The organism is Myxococcus sp. CA023 (assembly GCF_010998615.1).
In the GTDB taxonomy this organism is placed as follows: domain Bacteria; phylum Myxococcota; class Myxococcia; order Myxococcales; family Myxococcaceae; genus Myxococcus.
Genome location: NZ_JAAEAH010000025.1, coordinates 1 through 24,654 on the forward strand (window position 1 = coordinate 1; position 24,654 = coordinate 24,654).

Genomic DNA, 24,654 nt, shown 5'->3' on the forward strand with positions numbered 1-24,654 from the left:
GGAACACCTGCTTGCCGCTCTCCAGGGACGCCAGGTCCTTGGCCAGCGCGAGCAGCATGCCGTCAGACGCCGGCGTGTTTCCGGACGCGCGCTTCGCCACCTCCGCGGACTCAGCGGCGTACTCACCGAGCTGTCCGGGCCCCGCCTCGGCGATGTGGTACCAGAACCAGTACCCCGCGCTGAAGATGATGGACGTCCAGAGGATGAACAGCCACCAGTTGGGCAGGTGGTTGTCGTGTTCCTCGATGCCGTCATAGACGGAGTGCAACAGCGGCTTGTCACTGCTCATGGCCACCCTCCCCCTTCTCGCTCAGCGGCATCCGCGCGAGCGCGTCGAAGTCCCCGCTGCGCCGCGCCACGAACACCCAGGCGACGACGCCGAGGAACACCGCGATGAACAGAACCAAGGCGAAGAGGGGCAGCTCGGTGAGCGACATCCCCTGATAGAATTGCTTGTACATCAGCGGCCCTCCTCACTGGCGATGGTGGCGGCAGGCAGACGGTCCGGCGGCGCGGGCGACTTCTCCGGCGGCGCGGGCAGGTCCTGCGGCCCACGTCCCAGGCGCTGGAGGTAGGAGATGATGGCCACCATCTCCGAATCCCACGCCACCTGGACGCCCTGCGCCGCCAGGTCCGCGGTGATGCCCTCCGCCTGTGTCTTCTGTCGCGCCTCGGCGCTGTCCACGTCCGCGTTGCTGTACGGCACGCCCAGCCGCTGCATCAGCGCGAGCTTCTTCGGCGCGTCCTTCACGACGATGCGCTGCTCGGCCAGCCACGGGTACGGCGGCATGTTGGAACCGGGGCTCGTCGCCCGAGGGTCCATCATGTGCGTGTAGTGCCAGAGGTTCGGGTACTTGCCGCCCAGCCGGTGCAGGTCCGGGCCGGTGCGCTTGCTGCCCCACTGGAAGGGGTGGTCGTAGATGAACTCCTCCGCGCGGGACACGTCGCCGTAGCGCTGCGTCTCCGCCACGAAGGGGCGAATCATCTGCGAGTGGCAAGTGTAGCAACCCTCGCGGACGTAGAGGTCACGCCCCTGGAGCTCCAGCGGCGAATACGGCTCCTGTGCCTGGCCATGCGCCGGCACCGCCTGCTTGAGCATGATGGTGGGCAGCAGCTCCGCCACACCGCCAATCAGGATGGCGATGAGCGTGAGCACCGTGAACGCCAGCGGCTTGCCCTCGATGAGGCCAAACCACGACGGACGGCCTGCTTCGCGGTCCCTGCGGGTGACAATCCAGGCGAACTCGCCCAACGCGATGATGGCGCCCATCAGCACCACCGCGCGGACCGGCTTCGCCCAGCCGAGGAACATCGTCACGGTGAGGATGGCGATGGCGAACACCAACGGCCGGCCCGTGACGACCTGCACCCAGCCAGGCGTCGGGGCCTTGGCGGGGACGGGCTCGGCGACGGGCGTGGGCGCGGGCGGCTCCACGACGACGGTGGTCTCCCCGTCCACGGCCTTGCCGGCGCGGGCCGTCTTCCACAGGTTCCACGCCATCATGATGAAGCCCACCAGGTACATGGACCCGCCGACGAAGCGGACGATGTACATGGGCCGGATGGCCAGCAGCGTCTCCACGAAGTTCGGGTAGAGCAGCGTGCCGTCGGGGTTCGCCGCGCGCCACATGAGGCCCTGCGTGACGCCGCTGATCCACATGGAGACCATGTAGAGGAGGATGCCCACCGTCCCGAGCCAGAAGTGCGCGTCCGCCGCCTTGGGCGAGTGCAGCTTCGTGCCGTACAGCCTGGGCACCAGCCAGTAGAACATGCCGGCCGCCATGAAGCCGTTCCAGCCCAGCGCGCCGCTGTGGACGTGGCCGACAATCCAGTCCGTGTAGTGGCCCAGCGCGCTCACCGACTTGATGGACAGCAGCGGCCCCTCGAAGGTGGCCATGCCGTAGAAGGTGACGCCCGCGATGAGGAACTTGAGGACGGGGTCCTCGCGCAGCTTGTACCAGGCGCCCTTCAGCGTGAGCAGGCCGTTGAGCATGCCGCCCCACGACGGCGCCCACAGCATGACGCTGAAAATCATGCCCAGCGACTGTGCCCAGTCCGGCAGCGCCGTGTAGAGCAGGTGGTGCGGACCGGCCCAGATGTAGATGAAGACCAGGGCCCAGAAGTGGATGATGGACAGCCGGTACGAGTACACCGGCCGCTCCGCCGCCTTGGGCAGGAAGTAATACATGATGCCCAGGATGGGCGTGGTGAGGAAGAAGGCGACGGCGTTGTGGCCGTACCACCACTGCACCAGCGCGTCCTGGACACCCGCGAAGACGGAGTAGCTCTTCATCCCCGACAGCGGCAGCGCCAGGCTGTTGACGATGTGCAGCACCGCCACCGTGACGATGGTCGCGATGTAGAACCAGATGGCGACGTAGAGGTTCTTCTCGTGGCGCTTCGCCAGCGTCCAGAAGAAGTTGATGGCGAAGACGACCCAGATGACGGCGATGGCCACGTCGATGGGCCACTCCAGCTCCGCGTACTCCTTGGAGGTGGTGAAGCCCAGGGGCAGCGAAATCGCCGCCGCGACGATGATGAGCTGCCAGCCCCAGAAGTGGATTTTCGAGAGCAGGTCCGACGCCATGCGCGTCTTCAACAGACGCTGCGTGGAGTAGTAGATGCCCGCGAACATCATGTTGCCCACGAAGGCGAAGATGACCGCGTTCGTGTGCAGCGGGCGCAAGCGGGAATAGGTCGTGTAGGGGATGCCCAGGTTCGCCTGCCACCAGGCGAGCTGACTGGCCACCAGCGCCCCTACCGCCATTCCCACGATGCCGAACAGCACCGACGCGATGATGAAGCGCCGGACCGTGGTGTCGTCATAGATGATTCGTTGCTGATGCACGGCTTCACTCCTGGGAAGCGGAGGACGGGGGCTCGGGGGCGCCAGGCGCCGGACGGGCGCTGTCGTCTTCGAGCGGGAAGAGCGAGAGCCGGTCGGCGTGCTCGTGGTCGCGGTGGCGCACGCTGTAGACGAACAGCAGCACCGAGCTGGCGACGAGCATCAGGCTCACGAAGACTTGGAGGACGAGGACGTTCATGCCGGCACCTCCCGCAGCGGCGGCGTGGGCGAGGCGGCAGCGCGCTCGCGTGAGGCGGACAGCCACCACACCGTGAAGAGCACGGTGGCCAGACTGGTGGCGGGCATGGCCACGGCGGCGCGCAGGGGGGTCATCCAACCCGCGAGGCACACGGCGACGGCCACCACGTTGTAGCCCACCGCCAAGGCCAGCAGCCGGCGCACCACCTGGCGCAACCGGGCCGACAACCGCAGTGCCTCGCGGATGGCGCCCAGGCCTTCGCCCAGGAGGAAGAAGTCGCTCTTGCCGGGCATCACCGGCCGGTCGATGGCGGGCGTACCCGCGCAGAGGGCTCGCTCGAAGGCGAGGCTGTCGTTGACGCCGTCGCCCAGGTACAGCGTGTCCGCCGCGTCCAGCTTCGCGACGGCCTCCGCCTTGTCCTCTGGACGCTGGCCACTCAGGGTGCGCTGGGTGGGGATGCCCAGCGCGGCGGCCATGTCATTCACGCGGCCCTGGCTGTCCCCGGAGATGAGCCACACCTCGCGGCCCTCTCCCTGGAGCGCCTGGACCTCACGGCGTGCGTCGGGACGTACCGACTCCCGGAGCTGGAAGAAGGCCACTGGCACGCCGTCACGGGTCAGCACCGGGCCCGCGGCGAGGCCCGAACCGGAGAGGAGGACCTCCACACGCCCACTCGGCCTGGAGTGGCGGCTCGCGGGGCTGCCCCACGCACGCGACGCGCCATCCGTGGGCTCGCCGTCCGGCTGCCCTGTGTCCACCGCAAGCGCCTCGGTGGCCCAGTCCGCGCGGCCCAGCCGCCAGCGCACGCCTTCTCGATTCAGTTCGAGCCCGTGGCCCGCGAGCTCCGACACACGCGCCTCAGAGTTGAAGCGCGCGCCTTCCCGAGCCAGCGCGGCCGCGAGGCAGCGACTGGCGGGGTGGTTGCTGCGCGACACCAGGTCGAAGGCGATGTCGCGCGACGCGGGCGTCAACCCCGCCACGGCGGCGCGGTCCACCAACTCCAGCCGCCCCAGTGTCAGCGTCCCCGTCTTGTCGAAGAGCACCTTTCGCACGCGCGGCAGCCGGTCCAGCAGGTCCGTGCTCCGGATGAAGAAGCCGCCACGACGCAGGCGCGCCTGGACCAACTCGTAGGCCAGCGGCGTGGCGATACCGATGGCGCACGGGCACGTCACCACCAGCAGTGCCACCGCCACCTCCAGCGCCTTGTCCGGCCCGGCGGGCCACCACAGCGCGAGCCCCAACGCGGAGACGAAGAGCACCGTGACGACCCAGCGGCGTGACACGCGGTCCCAGAAGCGGGTGTGCAGCGCGGGGCCCCCCGCCTCCGTGGGCGCCCGGCGGAGCAACGCCACCAGCGGCGAGTCGGTGAACGCCTGCTTCGCCTGGACACGCACGGCCTCGCGCCCGGCGTTGAACGCGCCCGCGGGCAACGCACCACCCTGCCCCACCGCGCGCTCGCCTGGCTCGCCCGTAATCCAATCCGTGGACACGCGGGCCCCCGAATCGAGCAGCACCGCGTCCACCGGCACCAGGTCCCCCGGCGCAATCACCAGCACGTCACCGTCGGCCACCTCGGCGGCGCGCACGGTGGCGAGCCGCGCGCCCTCTTCCCTGCGTACGAAGAGCCCTTCCGCCCCGTCGTCATCCAGCAGGAAGCGCCGGTTGCGCTCCAACACACGCTGCTGGAGCCACCGTCCCACCAGCATCAGCGTGACGAAGGTGTTGAGCGTGTCGAAGTACGCCAGGTCGCCGCGCCCTCCGCGCGCCTGCGCCAGCGACATGCCGAACACCAGCAGGATGCCCAGGGCAATGGGCAGGTCCAGGTGCAGCACGCCGCGCCGGAGCCCCTGAAGCGCGGAGCGGAAGAAGGGCCAGCCTCCCACCACCACGACCGCGGACGACAGCCACAGACTCAGCCGTGTGAAGAGACGGAAGACATCGCCATCCTCCGGCGTGAGCCCCACGTAGAAGCTCACCGAGAACAGCATCACGTTCATCGACAGCGCGGCGCAGATGCCCAGGCGGATGGGGAGGTCCAGGCTCGTGCGCTCCAGGCGCTTGCGGCTGGGTCCGAAGAGGTAGCCAAAGCCCTCCACGCCGCGAAGGAACTCCGCCACGTCGAAGGCGCCGCGCCGCCACAGCATCCGCACTTTGCCCAGGGCCGGGTCCACCGTCAGCCCCGCCCCGCCCGGCTGCCGGCGGAACAGCTCGTTCATCAGCCACACGCATGCGGCGCAGTGGATGCCCTGCACGTCCAGTTCGAGCGAGCACAAGGGGCCAGGAATCGACTCCGCGCGACTCATCAGCGGCTCCAGCCACGCGAACGCGCGTTCCTTGCGCGGCTCAGGCGCGGGCGCCGTCTTTCCTTGCGCGAGCTGGTAGTAGCGCGTGAGCCCCTGCTCCACGAGCAGGCCGTGCACGGCCTCGCACCCCACACAGCAGAAGTCGCGCGCCGCGCCCCCCGGAGGAACGGGACTGCCGCAGTGGAGACAGGCGGCCGGAGCAGGCTCCGATGTCGTGGAGGCAGGCATTCACGATGTCACCTTGCGAACGGCATGCCTGTTGCGATGCACCGCGTTCATGTCGCCCGAACCGGCCGCGCTCGCCTCGCTGCTGCACACCTCCGGACCCACCGTCATCGCCGGCGCACTGGGCGCCTTCGTGGTGGGGCTCACGGGGAGCGTGCATTGCCTCCTCATGTGCGGACCGCTGGCCTGCGCGGGTCTGCCCGGCGTGCCGGGCCCCGAGCGCCGCCGGGCCGTCGTCGCCTACCAGGGAGCGCGCCTGGGCGCCTATGCCCTCGTGGGCGGCGCCCTGGGCATGCTGGGTGGAGGCGTCACCCAGGCGCTGGCGGTCTCCACCCGCCCCTACCTTCCCTGGCTGATGGCGGTGGCACTGGTCGCGTCCGCGCTGGAGCTGGGCAAGCGCCTGCGCCCGCTGCCGGGCATGGCGAACCTCGCGCGGCACGTCACGCGCTGGGGCGCAAAGTTTTCGTGGACGGGCCGCGCGAGCGCAATGGGTGCGGTCACACCGCTGCTGCCCTGTGGCCTCCTCTATGGCGTCTTCGCGGTGGCCCTGGCGAGCGGTTCGTTCGGAAGCGGAGCACTGGTGCTCGCCGCGTTCGCGCTTGGCGGCCTGCCCGCCCTGCTGGGGGCGCAGCTTCAGGCGGCGCTGTGGAAGCACCGCCCGAAGTGGATGTCCCTGCTGCTCCAACGGGCGGTGCCGCTGGCGGCGGCGGCGGTGCTCATCTACCGCGCCGTGGGAACCACCAGCGGCGGCCCGAGCTGCCATTGAGCGCCCTGCTGCCACTGTCCAGCGCGCCACACCACGGCCGCTCTCAACCGCCGCGTCGCTTCGAGCCGCGCCGCCCACTCGAAGCAGCCGGCTCCTTCGGCAGGTGCCGCAATCCCATCCACCCGAGCGCCGCGACGTGGCGCGCGACGTGGTCAATGGTGAAGGAGCGCCCGTCCTCCGCCCACCACTGCCCCACCTGCGTCACCATGCCCACCAGCGCGTTCGCATAGATGGGCGCGACCTTGGGGTTGTAGCCGGCGTGCTCGAACTCGCTCTTGAAGATGTCAGCGACCCGCAGCGCGAGGTCGTCGATGACGCGCGTCAGGCCTCGCCGTCCAGCCGCGAGCGGTGAATCGCGCGTCATCACCGCGAAGCCCGCGGGCTCCTCCTTGGCGTACGTCATGAAGGCCAGCACCGCCCGTTCGAACCGTTCGCGGGGCGTCCCCGTCGCGATGCTCTCCGACACGCGTGTCACCAGGTCATCCATCTCCCGGTCCACGATGGCCGCGTAGAGCCCCTCCTTCGCGCCAAAGTGCTCGTAGACGATGGGCTTCGACACACCCGCCTGGTGGGCGACTTCCTCGATGGAGGTCGCTTCGTAACCCTTCGAGGCGAACACGCCTCGCCCCACCGCCATCAACTGGACCCGGCGGTCGGCACCCGACAGTCGCTTCTTCGTCGCCACGTTGACCTCTAACCTACCCAACAGTAACTTACTCAACCGGAACCTACCAACTGGTAACTCTCCGGTGGAGTTGGAGCCCCTCATGTACCCCGTCTCTCGCCGAGCCGTCTTGCCCGACGCAGCCGAGCTCAACGTCCTCGCCGTCCTCGAATCGCGGGTCCGGTCCTGAGCGCCCAGGTCGCGGAGAAGCCGAAGCTGCGGGGTGTCCTGCATCAGTTCGCCGCCACGGGTGCGCTGGGAGCGGGCCTGGTGCTCGTCTCGATGGCCCCGACCGACCGGGCCGCGACAGCCGCCGCCGTGTTCGCCGTCAGCCTAGTGGTGTTGTTCGCGGTCAGCGCGACCTACCACCGGGTGAACTGGTCCACGAGAGGGAGGACGTGGATGCGGCGCATGGACCACGCATCCATCTTCATCCTCATCGCGGGTACCTATACGCCCGTCGCGCTGCTGGGCATCTCCGGGGCCGCGGGCAACCGCCTGCTGCTCCTCATCTGGGCGGGCGCGCTCGCTGGAGTCCTTCAGTCGCTGTTCTGGATACAGGCGCCCAAGGTGGTGACGGCGGCGCTGGCCGTCGCGGTCGGCTGGACGCTGGTGCCGTACTTCGATGAAGCACGGCAAGCCCTCACGGGCAGCAACCTGACGCTCATCCTCGCGGGAGGCGTCGCGTACACGGCGGGCGCGCTCGCCTATGCCCTGAAGCGGCCGAACCTCTGGCCCGGAGTGTTTGGCTACCACGAGATGTTCCACGCGCTGACGCTGGTCGGTGCGGGGCTCCACTTCACGGTCGTCCTGCGACTCGTCCGCGACGCGACCCTGTAGACAGAGGAATGCCAGGGCCAGGGCTCTGACCTCCAGACAACATGGGCCGGCCCGGCCGGCCGCTTGACTAGAATCTGGCTCTAGAATCAGATTCTAGTCATGGAGCGTAAACGTCGCAGCGCGACCGGCGAGCAGAGCCGTCGTGCCATCCTGAATGCCGCGCTGGATTGTTTCTCCCGGCTGGGCTGGGCGGCGACGACCATCGAGGACATCCGCAAGGTCAGCGGCGCCAGCGTGGGCAGCGTCTACCACCACTTCGGTGCGAAGGAAGGCATCGCGGTGGCGCTCTACATCGACTGCCTGCGCCTCCATCAGGAGTCGTTGCGGGGTCGGCTGGAGCGGAAGCACGACGCGGAAGCCTTCGTGCGCACCATCGTCACCCACCACATCGCCTGGTCCCGGGAGCACCCGGAGGCCGCCCGCTATCTCCTGCGCATGCGCCGTGAGGAAGCCGTGGCCGCGGCCGAACAGGAAATCCAATCCGCGACGGGCGACTTCATCCGGGAAGGCTTCAGCCGGCTGAAGACCTACGCACAGTCGGGCGAGCTGCTGCCACTGCCTCCGTCCGTCTACTTGCCGCTGATGCTTGGCCCCGCCCAGGAACTGCTGAGTGCCTGGGCCAATGGCCACGTGGAGCTCAAGGCAGGCATCGAGAAGGTCCTCGCCGATGCCGCCTGGCGATGCCTGCGTCCGGAGACAGCCCCCTCCAGGAAGGTGCCGTGATGCTGGATGACGCCCTGCCCTCTCCCGTCGCGACGTCCTCACCGGAGGTCGTCCAGATTCCCGCCCGGGATGGGCTTCCCCTCGCCGCGACGGTGTACCCGGGGCGCCAGGACAATGGCGTCGTCGTCCAGATCAATCCCGCGACGGCCGTGCCACGCAGGTACTACGACGCTTTCGCCCGGTTCCTCGCGGGCCGTGGCTTCACGGTCGTCACGTATGACTACCGGACCATGGGGGACTCGGTCGTCGACGCGTCCCTGCGCAACCAGGCCCGCTTCCAGGACTGGGGCGAGTTGGATACGCCAGCCGTCGTGGACTGGGTGACAGCCCGGTTTCCCGCGCACCGGCTCGCCGTCGTGGGCCATTCGGCGGGCGGTCAGATGCTGGGGCTTGCGGAGAATGCCTCGCGCATCCAGGCCGTGTTGCTGATTGGCTCACAGCACGGCTGGTGGCGGCACTGGCCTCTCCGCCAGGCGCTGCCCCTGGCTGCCATGTGGTACGTCGCGCTGCCCGTCTCCGTCGCGGTGCTGGGTTACTTCCCGGGCCGCGCTGTGGGCTCGCAGGACGTGCCGGGAGGCATCGCCAAGCAGTGGGCGCGCTGGTGCCGCAACCCGAACTACGTCTCCGACGACAACGGCGCGCCGCTGCGGCCGTACAACGACCGAGTCCGGGCACGGATACGGCTCTACAGCTTCTCCGACGACGCCATCGCGCCGGAGGCAGCCGCGCGTGCGTTGCTCGACTACTACCCGAACGCGACTCGCGAGCACCTGCACCGCACGCCCGCGGAGCTCGGCATGAAGCGCATCGGCCACTTCGGCTGGTTCCGCGCCAGCACGCCCGAGGCCGTCTGGGTGGAAGCGGCGGATTGGCTCGAACAGACGAAGTGACTCCACCACCCAATGAGGGACTCATGAGCAACTTCATCACGGAAGAGACCGAAGGGTTCGTGCGGAAGATTGGACTGAACCGCCCTGAGAAGCGGAACGCGATGAACATCGCGCTCATCGAGCAACTCTCGGGTGCGCTGGGACGGGCCGAGGCCGACGAGAACGTCCGGGTGTGCGTGCTCTTCGCTCATGGAACCGTGTTCACGGCGGGGCTCGACCTCATGGACGTGTTTCCCAGGCTGGGTGACGCCCAGACGCTGTTCAGCGCGGCGGGCATCGACCCGTGGGCCACGCATGGCCCCGCGAGAACGAAGCCGCTCATCATCGCGGTGCATGGCAAGTGCCTCACGCTTGGCATCGAACTGATGCTCGCGGCCGACATCACGGTGGCTTCCGAGGACGCCACCTTCGAGCAGATTGAAATCGACCGCGGCATCTTCCCCTTCGGCGGGGGCACGGCCCGGTGGGTTCGGACCATGGGTTGGGGCAACGCGATGCAGTACCTGCTGACGGGCGATGCGCTCGACGCGCGTGAAGCGCACCGGTTGGGGCTCGTGCAGCGTGTCGTCTCACGCGAGGCGCTGATGGAGACGGCGATGGGCCTCGCAGCCCGCATCGCGTCGAAGCCGCCCCTCGCCATCAAGGCGACCATCGAGAGCGCGCGGACGGCCGTCCTCGAAGGGGAGCGCGCTGCGGCTGCGAAGCTCTTGCCAGCCATTCAGCAGCTCGCGACGACCGAGGATGTGCAGGAGGCGCTCTCCGCCCACTTCGAACGCCGGCCCGCGACCTTCCGCGGCCGATGACTGTCTCAGGAGGCCGGAGCATGCCAGCGCATCCAGAGCCCCATTGAGGGGAGCCCACCTCGCTCCGCGCGTCCGACAGATTCTCGCTCGGCGCGAGCCGCTTTGCCGCCACAGCGCCCCTTCGCGGACGCATCCTCGTCGCGGGCGCGACCGGAGTTCCGCAGACCTTCTCCCGGCTCAGGCCTGCTCGGTGCGCAACGTCACCGGGTGGTCCTCGAGCCACGCCTGACAGCGCTCAATGCGCGCGGCGGCGGCAGGCAGGCCCATGCACAGCAGCAGCTCGCGGTAGGGCTCGAAGGCCGCTGGTGTCCACGCGGTGAGCGCTTTGAGGTCGGCCAGCGCCACCATCTCCTCGGGCGAGCGCCCCTCTGCTTCCTTCCGTGCCGTGAGCAGCGCGGCGAGCGTCATCCGCGCGGGCTCCGCCTCGAAGGCGATGGCGGCATCCATGTACGCCGTGCGGGTGGCGTCATCCGCAGCCACATCCTTCGCCTTCTCCCGCAGCCGGTCGAGCAGCCCCACGAGGAAGTCCTCGTCGAGCGCGCCCTTCACCGCCCGCATCAGCCCCGTCACCGCTTCCCGGCGCACCGAGGGCTCCGTGCCCGTGGGCAGGGCCTTCAGCGCCTGCATCGGGTCCCAGAGCGCGCACGTGAGCCACAGCTCCTCTTCGGGCGAGAAGACGGCCGGCGTCGTCGAGGCCCGCAGCCACGCCTCCACGCGGGCGGCGCGCTCCTTGGCCTCGCGAGCGATGCGCTCGGCCAGCTCCGGGTCCTCTTGCACGTACTTGAGCAGCGCGCCCACGTCGCCGCCACGAGCCTGCTGGAGCGCGGCCTTCGCCTCGTCGGAAAGGGACTCCTCCTCAAGCCCCTTCACCAGCGCCTCGTACTTCTGGGACAGCTCCTTGTGCTTGGCGCTCCACTCGCGGAACTGCACGTCGAAGACGACGTCCAGGACGGGGATGTCCTCCGGCCGGGCCTTGCCCATCCGCTTGGACGCGGAGGCCAGCAGCGTGCCCACGCCGATGGCCCGCCGGTCCTCGGCGGACAGTCCAGGCGTGGACATCTTGGACATCAGCGCGGCGCCGAGCGCCTCCAGGAACGCAGGCGTGCCGAGCGCGCGCACCGTTCCCACCAACAGCTCGCGACGGGCGATGGCGGCGTCCTGCTCCGTGTTCTCCGACAGCCGGGCCAGTTCATTCCCCACGTGCTCGGAGAAGGCCTTCACGTCGAAGCGCAGGCCGGGCACCGGGCCCCAGCCCGTCATCAGGTCCGCCAGCCGCTCCAGCGCACCGGACAGCTTGGACACATCGGGGTCGCCCAGCACTTCCATCGCCGCCTCGAGGTCGGCCCTGGCGGACGAGGCAGGGGCGGCGGGCGGCGCGGCGCGGGCCCGGTCCTCGGCGGCATGGCAGACCTTGTACTTCTTGCCACTGCCACAGGGACACGGGTCGTTACGGCCGGGCTTCTTCGAGCTCAAGGGGTCCTCAGGGGGTCGCGTGTGCGACAAGGAGAGTCCACGACGACGCTAGGAGTAGGCATCCCACCGGGCGGGAATCAAGCAGCGCCTGCGTCGAAGGCGACACGCTCCGCCTCCGTGAGCCCCAATCCCTGTGAGCCGCCACGCTCTTGCGCGCGGATGCCCGCCTCCAGTACGGCCTGGACGGCCACGGCCTGGATGGGCGTCACGGGGTTGGGCGCCCCTCCCAGCAGGGCATCCCGGATGCCCGCGTAGTACTGACGGTAGTCTCCTGCTGAAGCGACGGTGGGTGCGCCATCCCGACCAAGAGCCTCACCCCACGCCGAGCCTTCCGGTGACTCGCCCGTCACCAGACGCGGCACCTGCGGCTCCCTACCCAACATGAGCCACGACCCCCGTGAGCCATGCACGGCGAAGCGAGGCATCGTGGCCGCGATGAGCATGGACGCCTGGAGCACCACCTGCCGCCGTGGATAGACGAGCGTGTACTGGAACCAGTCATCCACGAAAGCGCCCTCCCGCAGCGACTCGCGCGTACCCGACACGGACTCCGGCAATCCAAACAGTTGCAGCGCCTGGTCAACGAGGTGTGGCCCCAGGTCGAACCACACGCCCGCCCCAGGACCTATCTGTTCCCGCCACTGGCTGCGAACCTCGGGACGGAACCGGTCGAAGCGTGACTCGACGTGCGCCACGTGTCCCAGGGTGCCTTCCGCTAGCAGTGCCCTCAATGCCAGGAAGTCGGTGTCCCAACGCCGGTTGTGGAACACCGAGAGCAGCAGGCCGCGAGACTCCGCCAGGGCGCGCAGCGCGCGGGCTTCCTCCAGGGTGATGGTGAAGGGCTTGTCGACGACGACGTGCTTCCCTGCCCGGAGCGCGGCCTCCGCCAGTGGCACGTGGAGTTCATTCGCCGTGGCGATGACGACCAGGTCCACATCGGGGTGCGTCGCCCCGGCTTCATGGGAGCCACAGAGGGTGACGTGTGGCAGCGTGGACCGCACCGCCTCATCCTGGCGCGAGGCGACGACCTGGAGCACCAGCCCGTCCACACCTTGAATCAGCGGAGTGTGGATGTACCTGCCCGCGATGCCGAAGCCCAGCAAGGCCACTCGGAGGGGGGCTCGTCCAGGAGAGGAGAAGGCCATGTCGCACCCTACCCTGGAAAGGGCAACGCCGCCCGCCGAGGAGGACGGGCGGCGTCGCGGTGGGGGAGCGGGCTTCCGGGGAGGCCTCGGCGCCGAGGCTTCCACCGCTCCCTTTCTCTGGAACAGGCTCAGGTGTGGTGATGCAGGCTCTCCACCAGGTACGGGTCACCCACCGGCACCATGGGCGTGGAGCGCACGGTGCGCGTCACCGCCAATGTGAAGAGCGCCGCCATTCCCACGAAGCCGGCGAGCTCGAACACCCCCAGGGCGACACCGTCAGGCTGACCACCAGGCACCACCATCAGGTACAGGTCCAGCCAGCGGCCCACCAGGAGGATGGCGGCCACCCGCAGCAGGTGCGAGGGATTGCGCTTCGCGGGCCTCGGCAACAGCAGCACGAAGGGCAGCGCCCAGTTGAGCGCCACGTTCACATAGAAGGCCACCGCCCAGGTGCCGTGCAGCCGGGTGACGAAGTAGACCGTCTCCTCCGGGATGTTCGCGTACCAGATGAGCAGGAATTGCGAGAACCACAGATAGGCCCACAGCGTGGCGAAGCCGAACATCAGCTTGCCCAAGTCGTGAAGATGGCTGGTGTTGAGCTGCGGGAGCGCGCCCGCGCGGTGGAGCAGGATCGCCGTCACGGTGATGGCGCACACCGTGGAACTGAGCAGTCCCGCGATGTTGTAGAGCGCGTAGATGGTGCTGAACCAGTGCGGCTCCAGGGTCATCAACCAGTCGAACGCGGCCAGACAGAAGGTCAGCGAGAAGAGCACCAGGAACACCGCCGACACCTTCACGTTGCGCCCGGCCAGCTCCAGGGAGCGCTCCGCGTCCTGCCGCAGGGAGATGCGCCGCAGCATCCACGTGAAGCCCACCCACACCGCCAGCATCACCACCATGCGTACCGCGAAGAAGGGCACGTTGAGGAAGGCGGCCTTCTCGTGCAGCAGGTGGTCCGTCTCCATGACGCCCGGCTTCGCCCACGGGTACAGCGAGGACACGAAGGGCAGCAGCGCCAGAATCGTCACGGCACCCCAGGGCACGTAGGCCGCGAAGGCCTCGGGGATGCGCTTGAACACGGTGAACCAGCCCGCGTTGGCCACGTACATCAGCGCCAGGAACACTGCGCCGCCCAGGCCCAGGCAGAGGAAGTAGAAGCCGCTGGTGAGCAGGCTCGTCAGGGCACGCTCACGCGCGATGGCCAACCCCGCCACCAGGATGCCCAGGCCCACGCCGGCCAACACCTGCGCCGCGCGGTGCACGGCGGGAGGAACCTCGAAGCCGCTGGTCGAAACAGCGGCCTCCTCATGCGTCGAAGCGCTCATGGCACGTCCTTCCGCGCTGTCCGCGCGGGGTCCTGCAAGGTCCGGACGTAGTGGACGATCTTCCACCGGTCCTCTGGAGCCACCTGCGAGCCATGGGCCGGCATCAGCCCCTGCCCATGGGTGATGATGTGGAACACCTGCCCGTCGGGGAGCTGCTTCGCGCGCTCCGCCAGCAGCGACGGCGGCATGGGGAAGCGCGCGGTGACGAGCCCGTCTCCCAGGCCCTCCGGGCCGTGGCACGGCCCGCAGTAGCGCGAGAAGGTCACCTTGCCCCGCGCCAGGACCTCCGGAGAGGCCGGGTACGGATTCTGGAGCTCCCGCCCCGCGCGCGCCGCCTCCTCGGTGCCCGCGGCCAGGTGCAGCGGCTGATGCCCACGCGGTACCGTCCCCTTCACCGGCGCCAGCAGCGTCTTGCCGTCCACGGTGACGGGGTTGGCCGCGAAGGTGTCAAACGGCACGGACGACACCATGTCCGGCGCGTATTCGAAGTTGGGCCGCGTCTCGTCCTGCTCGCAGCCCGCGACGGTCAGACTCAGGACCGCCATGCCCAGGTGCAGCCTTCTCACGACGCCACCTCCTCCAGCAGGTCCGTCGCCACCGCGCCGTGGCGGCGCATCAGGTCCTCGGCCGCGTCCAGCTCCGAGGGGGCCTCGCGCGGCGCCACCGCGATGGCGAACCGGTCATCCGTGACACGCGGGAGCACCGAGCGGCGACTCCCGGGGAAGAGCTTCGCCCGCGCCAGGAAGGCCGCCACCGTCGCCAGCGCCGCGAACAACACCGTCAGCTCGAAGGTCACCGGGATGAACGCGGGGAACGAGTTGAAGGGCTTGCCGCCCACGTTGAGCGGCCAGCTCACCACGCTGGTGTAGTACTGGAGCGACAGCGCCAGCGTGCAGCCCAGCAGGCCCGCGCCGAAGCACACCCAGGTGAGGCGGCTGGGCTTGAGGCCCATGGCGTCATCCAGCCCGTGCACCGCGTACGGCGTGTACACGTCGTGGAGGACGAAGCCCGCCTCCCGCACCGCACGAGTGGCGTCGAGCACCTGCGCCTCATTGTCGAAGTAGCCGATGAGAACCGGGGCACTCATACAGGTGCATCCTTTCGGGTGGCGATGGCCAGCGGCACCGGCGACGCGGGCCGGTGGGCCACGGGGTGCGGCTCCTCGGCGACGGGCTTCGCGGGCGGGTGTGGCTGCGCCGCGTGACCTTCGCGAGCGAAGCCCAGCACGCTCTTCACCTCGCCGATGGAGATGATGGGCAGCACGCGGACGAAGAGCAGGAACAGCGTGAAGAAGAGACCGAACGTGCCGATGAAGGTCCCCACCTCCACCATCGTCGGCGTGTACATGGCCCAGCTCGACGGCAGGAAGTCACGGTGGAGGCTGGTGACGATGATGACGAAGCGCTCGAACCACATGCCCACGTTGATGACCAGCGACAGGACGAAGATGGCGGCGGGCGAGGTGCGAATCTTCTTGAACCAGAAGAGGTGCGGCGACACCACGTTGCACGTCACCATGATCCAGTACGCCCAGGCGTAGGGCCCGAAGGCGCGGTTCATGAAGGCGAAGCGCTCGTAGGGGTTGCCCGAGTACCAGGCGATGAAGAACTCCGTCGCGTACGCCAGCGACACCAGGCCACCCGTGACGATGATGATCTTCGTCATGTTCTCCAGGTGGCGCAGGGTGATGAGGTGCTCGTAGCCCAGCACCACGCGGGTGATGATCATCAGCGTCAGCACCATGGCGAAGCCGCTGAACACCGCGCCCGCGACGAAGTACGGCGGGAAGATGGTCGTGTGCCAGCCAGGGATGACCGACGTGGCGAAGTCCATGGAGACGATGGTGTGCACGCTGAGCACCAGCGGCGTCGCCAGGCCCGCCAGCAGCAGGTACACCGTCTCGTAGCGGCTCCACGTCCGGTTCGAGCCCGTCCACCCCAGCGACATCACCTTGAAGACGGCCTTGCGAATCCCCGCCTTCGCCCTGTCGCGCACCGTGGCCAGGTCCGGAATCAGGCCCACGTACCAGAACACCGCCGACACGGTGAAGTACGTGGAGATGGCGAACACGTCCCACAAGAGCGGCGAGCGGAAGTTCACCCACAGGCTGCCGCGGTCGTTCGGATACGGCATCACCCAGAAGGCCAGCCATGGCCGGCCCATGTGGATGAGGGGGAAGAGCGCCGCGCACATGACGGCGAACAGCGTCATCGCCTCCGCCGCGCGGTTGATGCTGGTGCGCCACTTCTGCCGGAAGAGGAAGAGGATGGCGGAGATGAGCGTGCCGGCGTGGCCAATGCCCACCCAGAACACGAAGTTGGTGATGTCGAAGGCCCAGCCAATCGTCTTGTTGAGGCCCCACACTCCGATGCCCGTGGCCACCTGGTAGCCGACGATGCCGGCGCCCGTGCCGAGCACGGACACCGCGATGCCAAAGGCCACCCACCACTTCCACGTGGGGGCCCGCTCCATGGGGGCGCAGATCTCCTCGGTGAGCTGGCCCAGGGAGCGCGGCTCGGTGACGAGCGGTTCGCGCAGCGGGGACAGATGCTGGTTGCTCATGTGCCGCTTCCCGACCCGGTGTTCCGGATCTTCGTGAGGTAGGTGATGGACGACCCGATGTTCAGCTCCTCCAGCAGCCGGAACGCGCGCCCGTCCTTCGCCAGACGCGCCACCTGGCTGTCCGGGTCGTTCACGTCACCGAAGTGGATGGCCTTCGCAGGGCAGCTCTGCTGGCACGCCGTCTGGATGTCCCCGTCACGCAGCGGGCGGCCTTCCCGGTTCGCGGCGGCCTTGGACTCCTGGATGCGCTGCACGCACATCGAGCACTTCTCCATGACGCCCCGGCTGCGCACCACGACGTCCGGGTTGAGCACCATCCGCTCCAACGGCTCGGCGTGCTCGTAGTCGAACCAGTTGAAGCGGCGGACCTTCGTGGGGCAGTTGTTGGCGCAGTACCGGGTCCCCACGCAGCGGTTGTAGACCTGCTGATTGAGGCCCTCGCTGGAGTGCACCGTGGCCAGAACCGGGCACACCGTCTCGCACGGCGCATTCTCACAGTGCTGGCACATCATCGGCTGGTGGACGACCTGGGGATTGGCTTCGTCACCCTGGTAGTACCGGTCGATGCGCATCCAGTGCATGTCCCGCCGGCGCAGCACCTCGTCGCGCCCCACGCTGGGGATGTTGTTCTCCGCCTGACACGACACCACGCAGGCCGAGCACCCCGTGCAGGCACTCAGGTCCACCGCCAGCGCCCACCGGTGCCCCTTGTACTCGTGGCCGGACCACAGAGAGAGCGAGTGCCCTCCCCCGCCGTGCCCCGCCTGCACCTCGTTGCCCGCGCGCGGGTTGGCCAGGAAGGCGGCCAGCTCCGCTTCGCGCACGTGCGGCCGTCCCTCCAGCCGGTGGTGCGTCTGCGTCAGCGCCAGGGGCTGCTGCTCGCCCGTGGCCTGCACCGTGACGCCGGGCACCGTGCGCCGCGCGCGCCCGTCCACCACCGCCGACAGCGGGTAGCCGTTGACGCCGATGCCATCCGCGACGCGCCCGGCCTGCGTGCGGCCGTAGCCCACCGCCACCGCGATGACGGAGGGGTGCGTCCCCGCCTGCACCAGCACGGGCACCGACAGCGTCGTGCTCCCCGCGCGCACCTGGACGACGTCGCCGTCCTTCAGTCCCAGCGCCTTCGCGCGGGCCGGAGCGATGCACGCCGGGTTGCCCCACGTCACCTTGGTGATGGGGTCCGCCACCTCCTGGAGCCAGGCGTTGTTCGCGGGGGCACCGTCACGCAGCGCCACCGTGGGATACAGCACCAGCTCCCACTCCGCGGCATGACGGGCCACGCCGGCCAGCGCCTTCGCCAGCCCTTCCTCGCGGAAGGCGGGTGCTTCCGGCGCAGCGGCGCCGAGCGTCACCACGCCCCGGCGGAGGGCATCGTCCCAGAAGGCGCTGAAGCCCTGCCCCAGGCCGCTGGCCCGGGGGAAGACTTCCGCCTCCCAGCGCGCGCGGAGGAAATCGTAGTGCGGCTGGGGCGCTCCCGCCCACTGGAGCAGCGACTCCACGCCGCTGCGCGTCTCGTGTAGCGGCGCCACCGCGGGCTGGCGCAGTGACACGACGCCCCGGCGCACCTCCGCGTCGCCCCACGACTCCAGCGCGGTGGACTCCGGTGCATGGAGGCCCACGTGCACGGCCGTCTCGTCCCGCCGGTCGCTGGTGGACAGCGTGAGCGGCACGTCCTTCAGCAACGCGGCCAGCTCCGCGCCGCGCGGGTCGCTGTAGACGGGATTGACGCCCATGAAGAGCACCGCGCCCACGCTGCCGGCGCGCAGCTCGGTCAGCAGCGTCCCCAAGGACAGCGCGTCCGCGTCCAGCGCCGTGCCGTCCGCCAGCGACACCGTGTGGCCCTCGTTGCCCAGCAGCGCGTTGGCGGTGTTGGCCAGCACCTGCGTGGCCACGTCATCACCGCCCGCCACCACCAGGGCGTCCTGGCGCTGGGCCCACAGCGCGTCCGCGAGCTCCACCCTCGCGGCTTCGTCCAGCGCGGGCGGCGGCAGAGACGCCAGTCCGGGCACCTCGCGGCCCGCCTTCACTGCCAGCCGCCGCACCAGGTCCGCCAGCACCAGCGCCACATCGGAAGGCGCCACCACGAAGCGGCGGTCCGCGGCGGCACCGGTGAGCGTCATCACCGGCTCCACCTGGAAGTGCCGCGACATCGTCCGGCGCCGGGCCGCGTCGCGCGACTCCGCGTACTGCCGGGTGAAGGCCACGGGCGACACCCACGTCCCCAGGAAGTCCGCGCCGAAGCTGGCGATGACGGCGGCCTTGTCGAAGCGGTAGTCCGGCACGGCGCTCACGCCATGCGTGACGCGGTGGGCGTCGGTGATGGCGGACAGCTCCCCCAGGGCTTCGTCGCGCACGGTCCGCGCGGTGGAGTACGCGGCCAGGAAGCGCTTCACGGCCGCCTCCGCCGTGGGCCCCAGGTGCCAGGGCAACACCACGCGAATGCCCTTACCCGCCTCGGTGGCCTTGCGCAGGGCCTGCGTGACGTCCGCGTCCAGGTCCGTCCAGGACACGCGCGTGGCGCCGCGGGTGGGGTAACGGGCGCGGCTCGCGTCGTAGAGCGACAGCACCGACGCCTGGCCCACCGCGCACACGCCGCCGCGCGACACGGGGTGCTCGTCGTTGCCCTCCACCTTGATGGGCCGGCCATCGCGCGTCTTCAGCAGCAGGCCGCACCGGGCGCTGCACCCGTTGCAGGTGGACGCGTACCAGAGCGCCAATCCCGGCATGACTTCATCCGGACGCGCCACGTAGGGGATGATTTGCTGCACCGGCGCGCGCTGGCAGGCCACCATGGCCGCCGCGGCGCTCAGGCCCATCAGCTTGAAGAAGTCACGGCGGCTGTTCGCATCCGGTGGCGTGGCGGCGACGCCCACGGGGAGCGGCTCCGTGAACTCATCCTGCGGAAGGGCGCCAAGGTCGCCAGCGCGCTCCGCCAGGCTCTGCCAGTACTTGGGAAGTGGGTCGGACATGGATGGGACTCCTCAGCGGTGGCAGCTCGAGCAGTCCGTAGGGGGCTGCAGGACTCGAGGGGCCTTCAACGGCTCCGGTGCGGGTGCGCCGGACGACAGGGCCAACAGCTCTCCAGCACGGGGCGCGGAAGGCGGCGGCGCGGACACCTGCTTCGCCGCCGTGTCGCGGTGGCAGTCCAGGCACCAGCCCATCGTCATGGGCTCCTTCTGCTCCACGCGCACCATCTCCTGCACGGGCCCGTGGCACGTCTGGCACTCCAGGCCCGCGCCCACGTGGCTGGCGTGGTTGAAGTACGCGTGGTCCGGCAGGCGGTGGATGCGCACCCACGCCAGCGGCTTGTTCTCCGCCACCGAGGCCGCGACCTTCTTGATTTCGGGCGAGTCCGTCTTCACCTGCGTGTGGCAGTTCATGCACACGCTGGTGGAGGGCACGCCGGCGTGGCGGCTCTTCTCCGCGCCCACGTGGCAGTACTGACAATCCAGGCCGTACTGCCCGGCGTGGACGGCGTGGGAGAAGGCCACGGGCTGCTCGGGCATGTAGCCCTGCTGGTTGTTCACCGGGCCGCTGCATGCAGTCAGGGACAGGGCCATCCAGCCAGCGGTCAGGGCACGACAAGGGAAGCGAGTCGAGGCGTCTTTCATGACGGGTGTGCCGCCGCGTCAGCGGGCGGTCTCCTCCCGAGGCGTGACGAGCAGGGGCGCGGTGATGGGCTCGGGCCGCGCGCGGATGAAGAGAGCCAGCGCCAGCACCACCATCCCGAACAGGGTGTGGAACTGGACGATGAAGGGCGCCTGCGCCAGCAGCGACGCGTCCGGCTGGAAGGCCAGCACCGAACGCAGGTACGGCACCACCACGTGGACGTACCAGGCAGAGCCCCAGCGCACCGCCACCGCCAGGTAGATGCCGGAGAGGGACTGCGCGAACAGCAGCCCCAGCAGCGCGGCGGTGCTCCACTGCCCTTCCCGCGCGCGGCGCACCGTCAGGCCCGCCAGGCCCCAGGCGAGCAGCAGCGCGCCGATGAGGCTCACCGCCTCCAGCGTGAAGAGGCGGCCCGGCGACGCATTGAAGGCCTGCATCACCCGGGGCGCCAGCAGCCCCAGCAGATGGTTCAGGCCCACGATGACGCCCCCCGCCAGCACGGCCCGCCCAGAGAGCGTCCAGGGCGTGGGAGCGCTGGGGGCACTCGCGGGTGCGCGTGCCATCAGCCGGCGCGCCACGCCCGCCACGGCCGCGCCCGCCGCCACGTAGGGGATGGCGGAGAAGAGGGCTTCACTCACGGCTGACCTCGCTTGGTGTGCGCGTTGAAGGCAACGCCCATGAACCCGAGCACCGCGAGCATTCCGACGAGGCCCAGGTAGAAGAAATCCCTGTCCGTGCGAGGCTTGCTGCCGTCGCGCGACACGTCCGCGAGGTACGCCTTGAGGGCGTATTGCTCCTCCTCCTCCAGCGGGGCCTTCGCGTACAGCGCGGCCATCATCGGCGTGTCCAGCTTCGCCAGGAGAGGCCGCAAGCCGTGCTCGCCCATGCGCGCGAAGGCGAAGGTGAGGTTGGGCCCCAGCGTGCCGCCGCCCGCCACACCCAGCCCGCGCACGTCATGACAGCCGAAGCAGGCGGGACCGCCCTTCGCCAGGGCTTCCGTGCCCTCGAAGAGCCGGCGGCCGCGCGCAATCTCTTCCGAGGTCGCGTCCGTGCCCATCTTCGCCGCGGGCGACGGCTTGCAGCCGCCCGTCCCCTTCTGCGTGCAGTCGCGGAAGAAGGCGTAGAGGGCGCCGCGCTCCTCGGGAGTGAGCTGCTGGTCCGGCATGCGGATGCCGTTGAACTGCTTCAGCAGCGCGGTGGCCACCGGGTCGCCCTCGTCGATGACGGCGCCGGGGCTGGTGATGAAGCGGGTGAGCCATGGCTCGTCGCGCCGCTCCATGACGCCGTGCAGGTCCGGCCCCACGCGGTCGCCCTCGCCCACCGTGTGACAGGTGGCGCAGCGCTGCGTGAAGAGCGTGGCCCCTTGCGAGGCGCTCTGCGCCCCCGCCACTGGCGCCGCCACCAGAGCCAGAAGCTGAATGACGGGGACGAGCCCCCGCGCCATGCGCGGTCGTCCTTCCTGGGCATGTGTCCGCATCGCCGCGTGCCCCTCCTCGAAGGGAGGCCGGGCTCACTGCCCGGCACGCACGACACGAATTGCAATGCGAGGGCCAGAATGACGAAAGGCCAACACCCAGGCGAACATGCGTGGGGGTTGGCCTGATGCGCGCAGCATTTGCGCCGCGCGCCGTGATTCAGCGCAGCATTTACCCGGCGCGGCTCACATCGCCGTCGTGGTGAACACGCCACGGCCAATGGCCATGATGCCGCCGCAGATGAAGACGATGGACACCACCACGCCCACCAGCGGCAGCACGAAGGCCGGCTGCGGCTTGCGGCGGTTGATGGACAGCGTCGCCTGCGCCACACCGGCGGCGAGCACCATCATCACGATGTGCCCGATGAGCGCCGGGTAGTAGAAGCGCGTCACCAGCACGCCGACGCCCAGCAGCACCTGGAGCTGGAGCAGCCCGGAGTAGGCCGAGCCCAGGATGCGCCCCAGCTTGTCGAAGGGCTTCCGGGTGGCGAGCCCGTAGGCGAAGTACGCGAGGGCCAGGATGCCAGCCAGCAGCACCAGATAACGGAGCCCGGAGTGGGCGTAGAAGAGCATTCGGTCCATGGACCTTGCTGCTTAGCAACGCGCGGGGCGCCGCGCACCTTTCAAGACGGGTCCGGCTTGGGCGTCTTCGCGGTGCTGGGCGGCAGCTGAGGCGGAGCGATGAACTCCGCGGGGGGCAGCTCCCCCGTGAGGCTCTTGAGGAAGGCGACCAGGTCGTCCACCTCGGGGTCCGTCAGCGTGCGCGCCAGCTGGTGCTTCGCCATCAGCCGCACCATCTGCGGCAGCTCCACCACACTGCCGTCGTGCAGGTACGGCCCCGTCTTGTCCACGTTGAGGAGCGTGGGCACGCGGAACTTGCCCCGGTCATCCTCGTTCTTCGTGGCGTCGAAGCGGCCCGCGTCCTTCAGGCCCGGGTAGTCCTCGATGAGGCCCAGCTTCTGGAAGGAGGTACCGCCCACGGCGGGGCCGTTGTGGCAGGTGGTGCACCCGGTGGTGGCGAAGAGCTGCAGGCCCCGCTGCTCCTGCTCCGTGAGCGCGTCGTGCTTGCCGCCCACGAAGGCGTCGAAGCGCGAGGTCGTGACGAGCTTGCGCTCGAAGGCGGCGATGGCGCGCGCGGCGTTGGCCATGGTCACCGGCTTCTTGTCGCCCGGAAAGGCCTCGCGGAAGCGCTTCGTGTACTCCGGGATGGAGGTCAGCGTGGCCACCACGCGCTTCTCATCCGGCATGGCCATCTCCACCGGATTGAGGATGGGGCCGGTGGCCTGCGCCTCCAGCGTGTCCACGCGCCCGTCCCAGAACTGCGCGATGTGCCCGCCCGCGTTATAGACGGTGGGCGAGTTGCGCGTCCCCTTCAGCCCCTTGTGGCCGTCCGACAGCGCCTTGTTGTCCACGCCGAAGGTCGTCAGGCCGTGGCAGGTGTTGCAGGACACGTCGTGGTTCTTCGACAAGCGCGGCTCGAAGTAGAGCATCCGCCCCAGCGTCACCTGGGCGTCGGTGTCCTCGGGGGGAGGCGGCGCGTCCTTGCGCTGGGGCAGCGGCTTGAAGAAGTGCGCGAGCTGCTCGGCCGTCATCGGCTTGGGCGCCGGCAGCTTCTGGGCTTCCGGCGCGGCCACGGGCGCCTCGGCGGGCGGCGGCGTCCGCTCACATCCCGTGAGCGCACTGACGCCCAGAGCAGACAGCGACAACAGCGAGACCCACCGGTTCTGAATCATGGAAGCCCTCCATGGCCACTTCGATAGCGCGGCGCAACCTAGCAGCAAGCAGCCTGGGAGGAATGCCGCGTCGTGACATCCCTGCACGTCCGCTTTCCGGACCCATCAGCCACCGGGCCGCCTTCCCGCTCTGGAAGCATCCGAACAACCAGGGCGGCCTGCGGGATTCCCGACAGCGCGCTACCTCCCAGTCTCAGGCCGCCGTGCATGCTTCGGCCAACAGGGCCCCTGTGCCTCAGGGCCGGGCGCGCGGCGCATCGAGCGGCATCGACGAGACGGTGGAGGACGGATGCGGGACGACAGCGGCGGTGGACCGGTGGAGGACGTGGAGGTGCTCGTCTGCCGGAAGTGCCTGATGAAGGGCGGCGCGCGTGCCGGAGGACTGGACCTGCCGCGCTGGCTCCAAGGCACGCTCACCGAACGCGGCCTGGGGAAACAGGTCCGCGTGCTCCCCTCCGGCTGCATGAACCAGTGCCCGCGCGGCAAGGTCACCGTGCTCGTCTCCAGCGACTCCGGCCGCGGCGGTGCCCTGGTGACGGTGGACCCGAGGCTGCATCGAGAGGAGCTGGTACAGCTCGTCGAACGCCATGCGCGTGGCGAGCCCACCCGGGAGGCCCCCGTCCCCAGCGACGTGGAGGCGGAGCGCGACGGGGCGACGTAGCCGCGCCCGGTGGGCCACCTCGGACGGCGTGTCGTCACGGCGGAAGACGAGCCGGTCCACCACGTACGACACCGCGAGCCCGGACGCCGTGCCCACCGCGTCCCACGCCAGGTCCTTCATCGAGAACGTCGTCCCGCGCCCCAAGTCATAGAGTTCCTTGCCCACCCCCGCGCCCATCGCGAGCCCCGCGCCGGTGAGCCAGCGCGCGTGGGGATTGTCGAAGAGCAGCGCGCCACCGGCGTACCCCGCGCCCGCGCCCGCGAACACGAAACACGCCGCGAAGTGCTTGGGCTTGTCCGGCCCCAGCCACTCATCACCCGACGCGGCGCGCGCGCCGAGAGGAGCCAGGAGGACAAGCAACAGCAAGCTGGGCAGCAGGGCGTGCAGGCGCATGTCCCTCCCTGTAGCACC

24 protein-coding genes are annotated in these 24,654 nt (G+C 69.6%); 5 read left to right on the plus strand and 19 right to left on the minus strand.

Annotation, left to right across the window (positions count from 1 at the left end; all coding sequences use genetic code 11):
* The 5 genes from F8M74_RS13095 to F8M74_RS13115 form a co-directional block, all read right to left on the minus strand.
* Positions 1-289 (minus strand): cbb3-type cytochrome c oxidase N-terminal domain-containing protein (locus F8M74_RS13095; protein WP_305847174.1); only part of this gene is annotated, 289 nt, incomplete at its 3' end.
* On the minus strand, positions 279-461 hold the full coding sequence (locus F8M74_RS13100) for a cbb3-type cytochrome c oxidase subunit 3 (protein ID WP_141255264.1): 183 nt from the start codon (positions 459-461) through the stop codon (positions 279-281). The genes F8M74_RS13095 and F8M74_RS13100, both read right to left, overlap by 11 nt.
* On the minus strand, positions 461-2,848 hold the full coding sequence (gene ccoN, locus F8M74_RS13105; RefSeq protein WP_141255265.1) for a cytochrome-c oxidase, cbb3-type subunit I: 2,388 nt from the start codon (positions 2,846-2,848) through the stop codon (positions 461-463). The genes F8M74_RS13100 and ccoN overlap by 1 nt, the downstream gene beginning before the upstream one ends.
* Before the next feature lie 4 nt (positions 2,849-2,852).
* Entirely contained in the window at positions 2,853-3,044 is a 192-nt protein-coding gene (locus tag F8M74_RS13110) for a cytochrome oxidase (RefSeq protein WP_141255266.1), read from the minus strand.
* On the minus strand, positions 3,041-5,575 hold the full coding sequence (locus F8M74_RS13115; protein ID WP_141255267.1) for a heavy metal translocating P-type ATPase: 2,535 nt from the start codon (positions 5,573-5,575) through the stop codon (positions 3,041-3,043). The genes F8M74_RS13110 and F8M74_RS13115 overlap by 4 nt, the downstream gene beginning before the upstream one ends.
* Before the next feature lie 49 nt (positions 5,576-5,624).
* On the opposite strand from F8M74_RS13115, the gene F8M74_RS13120 reads away from it, so the two are divergent.
* Positions 5,625-6,338: a sulfite exporter TauE/SafE family protein gene (locus F8M74_RS13120; RefSeq protein ID WP_141255268.1), complete on the plus strand. Its 714-nt coding sequence runs from the start codon at positions 5,625-5,627 to the stop codon at positions 6,336-6,338.
* Positions 6,339-6,381: 43 nt separating this feature from the next.
* Here F8M74_RS13120 and F8M74_RS13125 read toward each other — a convergent pair whose 3' ends face one another.
* The gene (locus F8M74_RS13125) at positions 6,382-7,023 is read right to left on the minus strand and encodes a TetR/AcrR family transcriptional regulator (protein WP_228559401.1); all 642 of its coding nucleotides are present in this window, start codon (positions 7,021-7,023) and stop codon (positions 6,382-6,384) included.
* Positions 7,024-7,257: 234 nt separating this feature from the next.
* On the opposite strand from F8M74_RS13125, the gene F8M74_RS13130 reads away from it, so the two are divergent.
* The 4 genes from F8M74_RS13130 to F8M74_RS13145 all read left to right on the plus strand — a co-directional run bounded on the left by F8M74_RS13130 (position 7,258) and on the right by F8M74_RS13145 (position 10,258).
* A complete protein-coding gene (locus F8M74_RS13130) occupies positions 7,258-7,842 on the plus strand; it encodes a hemolysin III family protein (RefSeq protein WP_240462287.1) in 585 nt (194 codons plus the stop codon).
* Positions 7,843-7,941: 99 nt separating this feature from the next.
* Positions 7,942-8,565 (plus strand): TetR/AcrR family transcriptional regulator, encoded by a 624-nt coding sequence (locus F8M74_RS13135; protein ID WP_141255271.1) that lies wholly within the window; start codon positions 7,942-7,944, stop codon positions 8,563-8,565.
* Positions 8,565-9,455, plus strand: a complete 891-nt coding sequence (locus F8M74_RS13140) for an alpha/beta fold hydrolase (RefSeq protein WP_141255291.1) — start codon at positions 8,565-8,567, stop codon at positions 9,453-9,455. The genes F8M74_RS13135 and F8M74_RS13140 overlap by 1 nt, the downstream gene beginning before the upstream one ends.
* Before the next feature lie 23 nt (positions 9,456-9,478).
* Positions 9,479-10,258 (plus strand): crotonase/enoyl-CoA hydratase family protein, encoded by a 780-nt coding sequence (locus tag F8M74_RS13145; RefSeq protein ID WP_141255272.1) that lies wholly within the window; start codon positions 9,479-9,481, stop codon positions 10,256-10,258.
* Positions 10,259-10,435: 177 nt separating this feature from the next.
* Here F8M74_RS13145 and F8M74_RS13150 read toward each other — a convergent pair whose 3' ends face one another.
* From F8M74_RS13150 to F8M74_RS13210, 13 genes are all read right to left on the minus strand, one after another.
* Positions 10,436-11,731, minus strand: coding sequence for a YecA family protein (locus F8M74_RS13150; RefSeq protein ID WP_228559404.1), 1,296 nt, complete (start codon positions 11,729-11,731; stop codon positions 10,436-10,438).
* 77 nt (positions 11,732-11,808) lie between these two features.
* A complete protein-coding gene (locus F8M74_RS13155; RefSeq protein ID WP_141255274.1) occupies positions 11,809-12,876 on the minus strand; it encodes an oxidoreductase in 1,068 nt (355 codons plus the stop codon).
* Between the two features lie 128 nt (positions 12,877-13,004).
* Positions 13,005-14,201, minus strand: coding sequence for a hypothetical protein (locus F8M74_RS13160; protein ID WP_141255275.1), 1,197 nt, complete (start codon positions 14,199-14,201; stop codon positions 13,005-13,007).
* Positions 14,198-14,767: a cytochrome c gene (locus F8M74_RS13165; protein ID WP_141255276.1), complete on the minus strand. Its 570-nt coding sequence runs from the start codon at positions 14,765-14,767 to the stop codon at positions 14,198-14,200. The genes F8M74_RS13160 and F8M74_RS13165 overlap by 4 nt, the downstream gene beginning before the upstream one ends.
* On the minus strand, positions 14,764-15,288 hold the full coding sequence (locus F8M74_RS13170) for a DUF3341 domain-containing protein (RefSeq protein WP_140865595.1): 525 nt from the start codon (positions 15,286-15,288) through the stop codon (positions 14,764-14,766). The genes F8M74_RS13165 and F8M74_RS13170 overlap by 4 nt, the downstream gene beginning before the upstream one ends.
* A complete protein-coding gene (gene nrfD / locus F8M74_RS13175) occupies positions 15,285-16,763 on the minus strand; it encodes an NrfD/PsrC family molybdoenzyme membrane anchor subunit (RefSeq protein ID WP_141255277.1) in 1,479 nt (492 codons plus the stop codon). The genes F8M74_RS13170 and nrfD overlap by 4 nt, the downstream gene beginning before the upstream one ends.
* Positions 16,760-19,732, minus strand: a complete 2,973-nt coding sequence (locus F8M74_RS38530; RefSeq protein WP_141255278.1) for a TAT-variant-translocated molybdopterin oxidoreductase — start codon at positions 19,730-19,732, stop codon at positions 16,760-16,762. Before F8M74_RS38530 ends, nrfD begins: the two co-directional genes overlap by 4 nt.
* 12 nt (positions 19,733-19,744) lie before the next feature.
* On the minus strand, positions 19,745-20,323 hold the full coding sequence (locus tag F8M74_RS13185; protein ID WP_228559406.1) for a cytochrome c3 family protein: 579 nt from the start codon (positions 20,321-20,323) through the stop codon (positions 19,745-19,747).
* A 69-nt stretch (positions 20,324-20,392) separates the two neighbouring features.
* Positions 20,393-21,010, minus strand: coding sequence for a respiratory nitrate reductase subunit gamma (locus tag F8M74_RS13190; RefSeq protein ID WP_141255280.1), 618 nt, complete (start codon positions 21,008-21,010; stop codon positions 20,393-20,395).
* Complete coding sequence (locus F8M74_RS13195) at positions 21,007-21,816, minus strand: c-type cytochrome (protein WP_141255292.1); 810 nt, start codon at positions 21,814-21,816, stop codon at positions 21,007-21,009. Before F8M74_RS13195 ends, F8M74_RS13190 begins: the two co-directional genes overlap by 4 nt.
* Positions 21,817-22,032: 216 nt before the next feature.
* Complete coding sequence (locus tag F8M74_RS13200; protein ID WP_141255281.1) at positions 22,033-22,431, minus strand: hypothetical protein; 399 nt, start codon at positions 22,429-22,431, stop codon at positions 22,033-22,035.
* Positions 22,432-22,472: 41 nt separating this feature from the next.
* On the minus strand, positions 22,473-23,582 hold the full coding sequence (locus tag F8M74_RS13205) for a cytochrome-c peroxidase (protein ID WP_141255282.1): 1,110 nt from the start codon (positions 23,580-23,582) through the stop codon (positions 22,473-22,475).
* Positions 23,583-23,817: 235 nt separating this feature from the next.
* Positions 23,818-24,636, minus strand: a complete 819-nt coding sequence (locus F8M74_RS13210) for a hypothetical protein (RefSeq protein WP_141255283.1) — start codon at positions 24,634-24,636, stop codon at positions 23,818-23,820.
* Between the last annotated feature and the right edge of the window lie 18 nt (positions 24,637-24,654).

What these genes read in the sequence shown, in the direction of transcription:
- F8M74_RS13155 (WP_141255274.1), bottom strand. Translation starts at nt 12,876, where the DNA reads ATGGCCTTCTCCTCTCCTGGACGAGCCCCCCTCCGAGTGGCCTTGCTG.
- F8M74_RS13160 (WP_141255275.1), bottom strand. Translation starts at nt 14,201, where the DNA reads ATGAGCGCTTCGACGCATGAGGAGGCCGCTGTTTCGACCAGCGGCTTC.
- F8M74_RS13140 (WP_141255291.1), top strand. Translation starts at nt 8,565, where the DNA reads ATGCTGGATGACGCCCTGCCCTCTCCCGTCGCGACGTCCTCACCGGAG.
- F8M74_RS13100 (WP_141255264.1), bottom strand. Translation starts at nt 461, where the DNA reads ATGTACAAGCAATTCTATCAGGGGATGTCGCTCACCGAGCTGCCCCTC.
- F8M74_RS13145 (WP_141255272.1), top strand. Translation starts at nt 9,479, where the DNA reads ATGAGCAACTTCATCACGGAAGAGACCGAAGGGTTCGTGCGGAAGATT.
- F8M74_RS13210 (WP_141255283.1), bottom strand. Translation starts at nt 24,636, where the DNA reads ATGCGCCTGCACGCCCTGCTGCCCAGCTTGCTGTTGCTTGTCCTCCTG.
- F8M74_RS13205 (WP_141255282.1), bottom strand. Translation starts at nt 23,582, where the DNA reads ATGATTCAGAACCGGTGGGTCTCGCTGTTGTCGCTGTCTGCTCTGGGC.
- F8M74_RS13195 (WP_141255292.1), bottom strand. Translation starts at nt 21,816, where the DNA reads ATGGCGCGGGGGCTCGTCCCCGTCATTCAGCTTCTGGCTCTGGTGGCG.
- F8M74_RS13185 (WP_228559406.1), bottom strand. Translation starts at nt 20,323, where the DNA reads ATGGCCCTGTCCCTGACTGCATGCAGCGGCCCGGTGAACAACCAGCAG.
- F8M74_RS38530 (WP_141255278.1), bottom strand. Translation starts at nt 19,732, where the DNA reads ATGTCCGACCCACTTCCCAAGTACTGGCAGAGCCTGGCGGAGCGCGCT.
- F8M74_RS13110 (WP_141255266.1), bottom strand. Translation starts at nt 3,044, where the DNA reads ATGAACGTCCTCGTCCTCCAAGTCTTCGTGAGCCTGATGCTCGTCGCC.
- nrfD (WP_141255277.1), bottom strand. Translation starts at nt 16,763, where the DNA reads ATGAGCAACCAGCATCTGTCCCCGCTGCGCGAACCGCTCGTCACCGAG.
- F8M74_RS13115 (WP_141255267.1), bottom strand. Translation starts at nt 5,575, where the DNA reads ATGCCTGCCTCCACGACATCGGAGCCTGCTCCGGCCGCCTGTCTCCAC.
- F8M74_RS13135 (WP_141255271.1), top strand. Translation starts at nt 7,942, where the DNA reads ATGGAGCGTAAACGTCGCAGCGCGACCGGCGAGCAGAGCCGTCGTGCC.
- F8M74_RS13200 (WP_141255281.1), bottom strand. Translation starts at nt 22,431, where the DNA reads ATGGACCGAATGCTCTTCTACGCCCACTCCGGGCTCCGTTATCTGGTG.
- F8M74_RS13170 (WP_140865595.1), bottom strand. Translation starts at nt 15,288, where the DNA reads ATGAGTGCCCCGGTTCTCATCGGCTACTTCGACAATGAGGCGCAGGTG.
- F8M74_RS13120 (WP_141255268.1), top strand. Translation starts at nt 5,625, where the DNA reads ATGTCGCCCGAACCGGCCGCGCTCGCCTCGCTGCTGCACACCTCCGGA.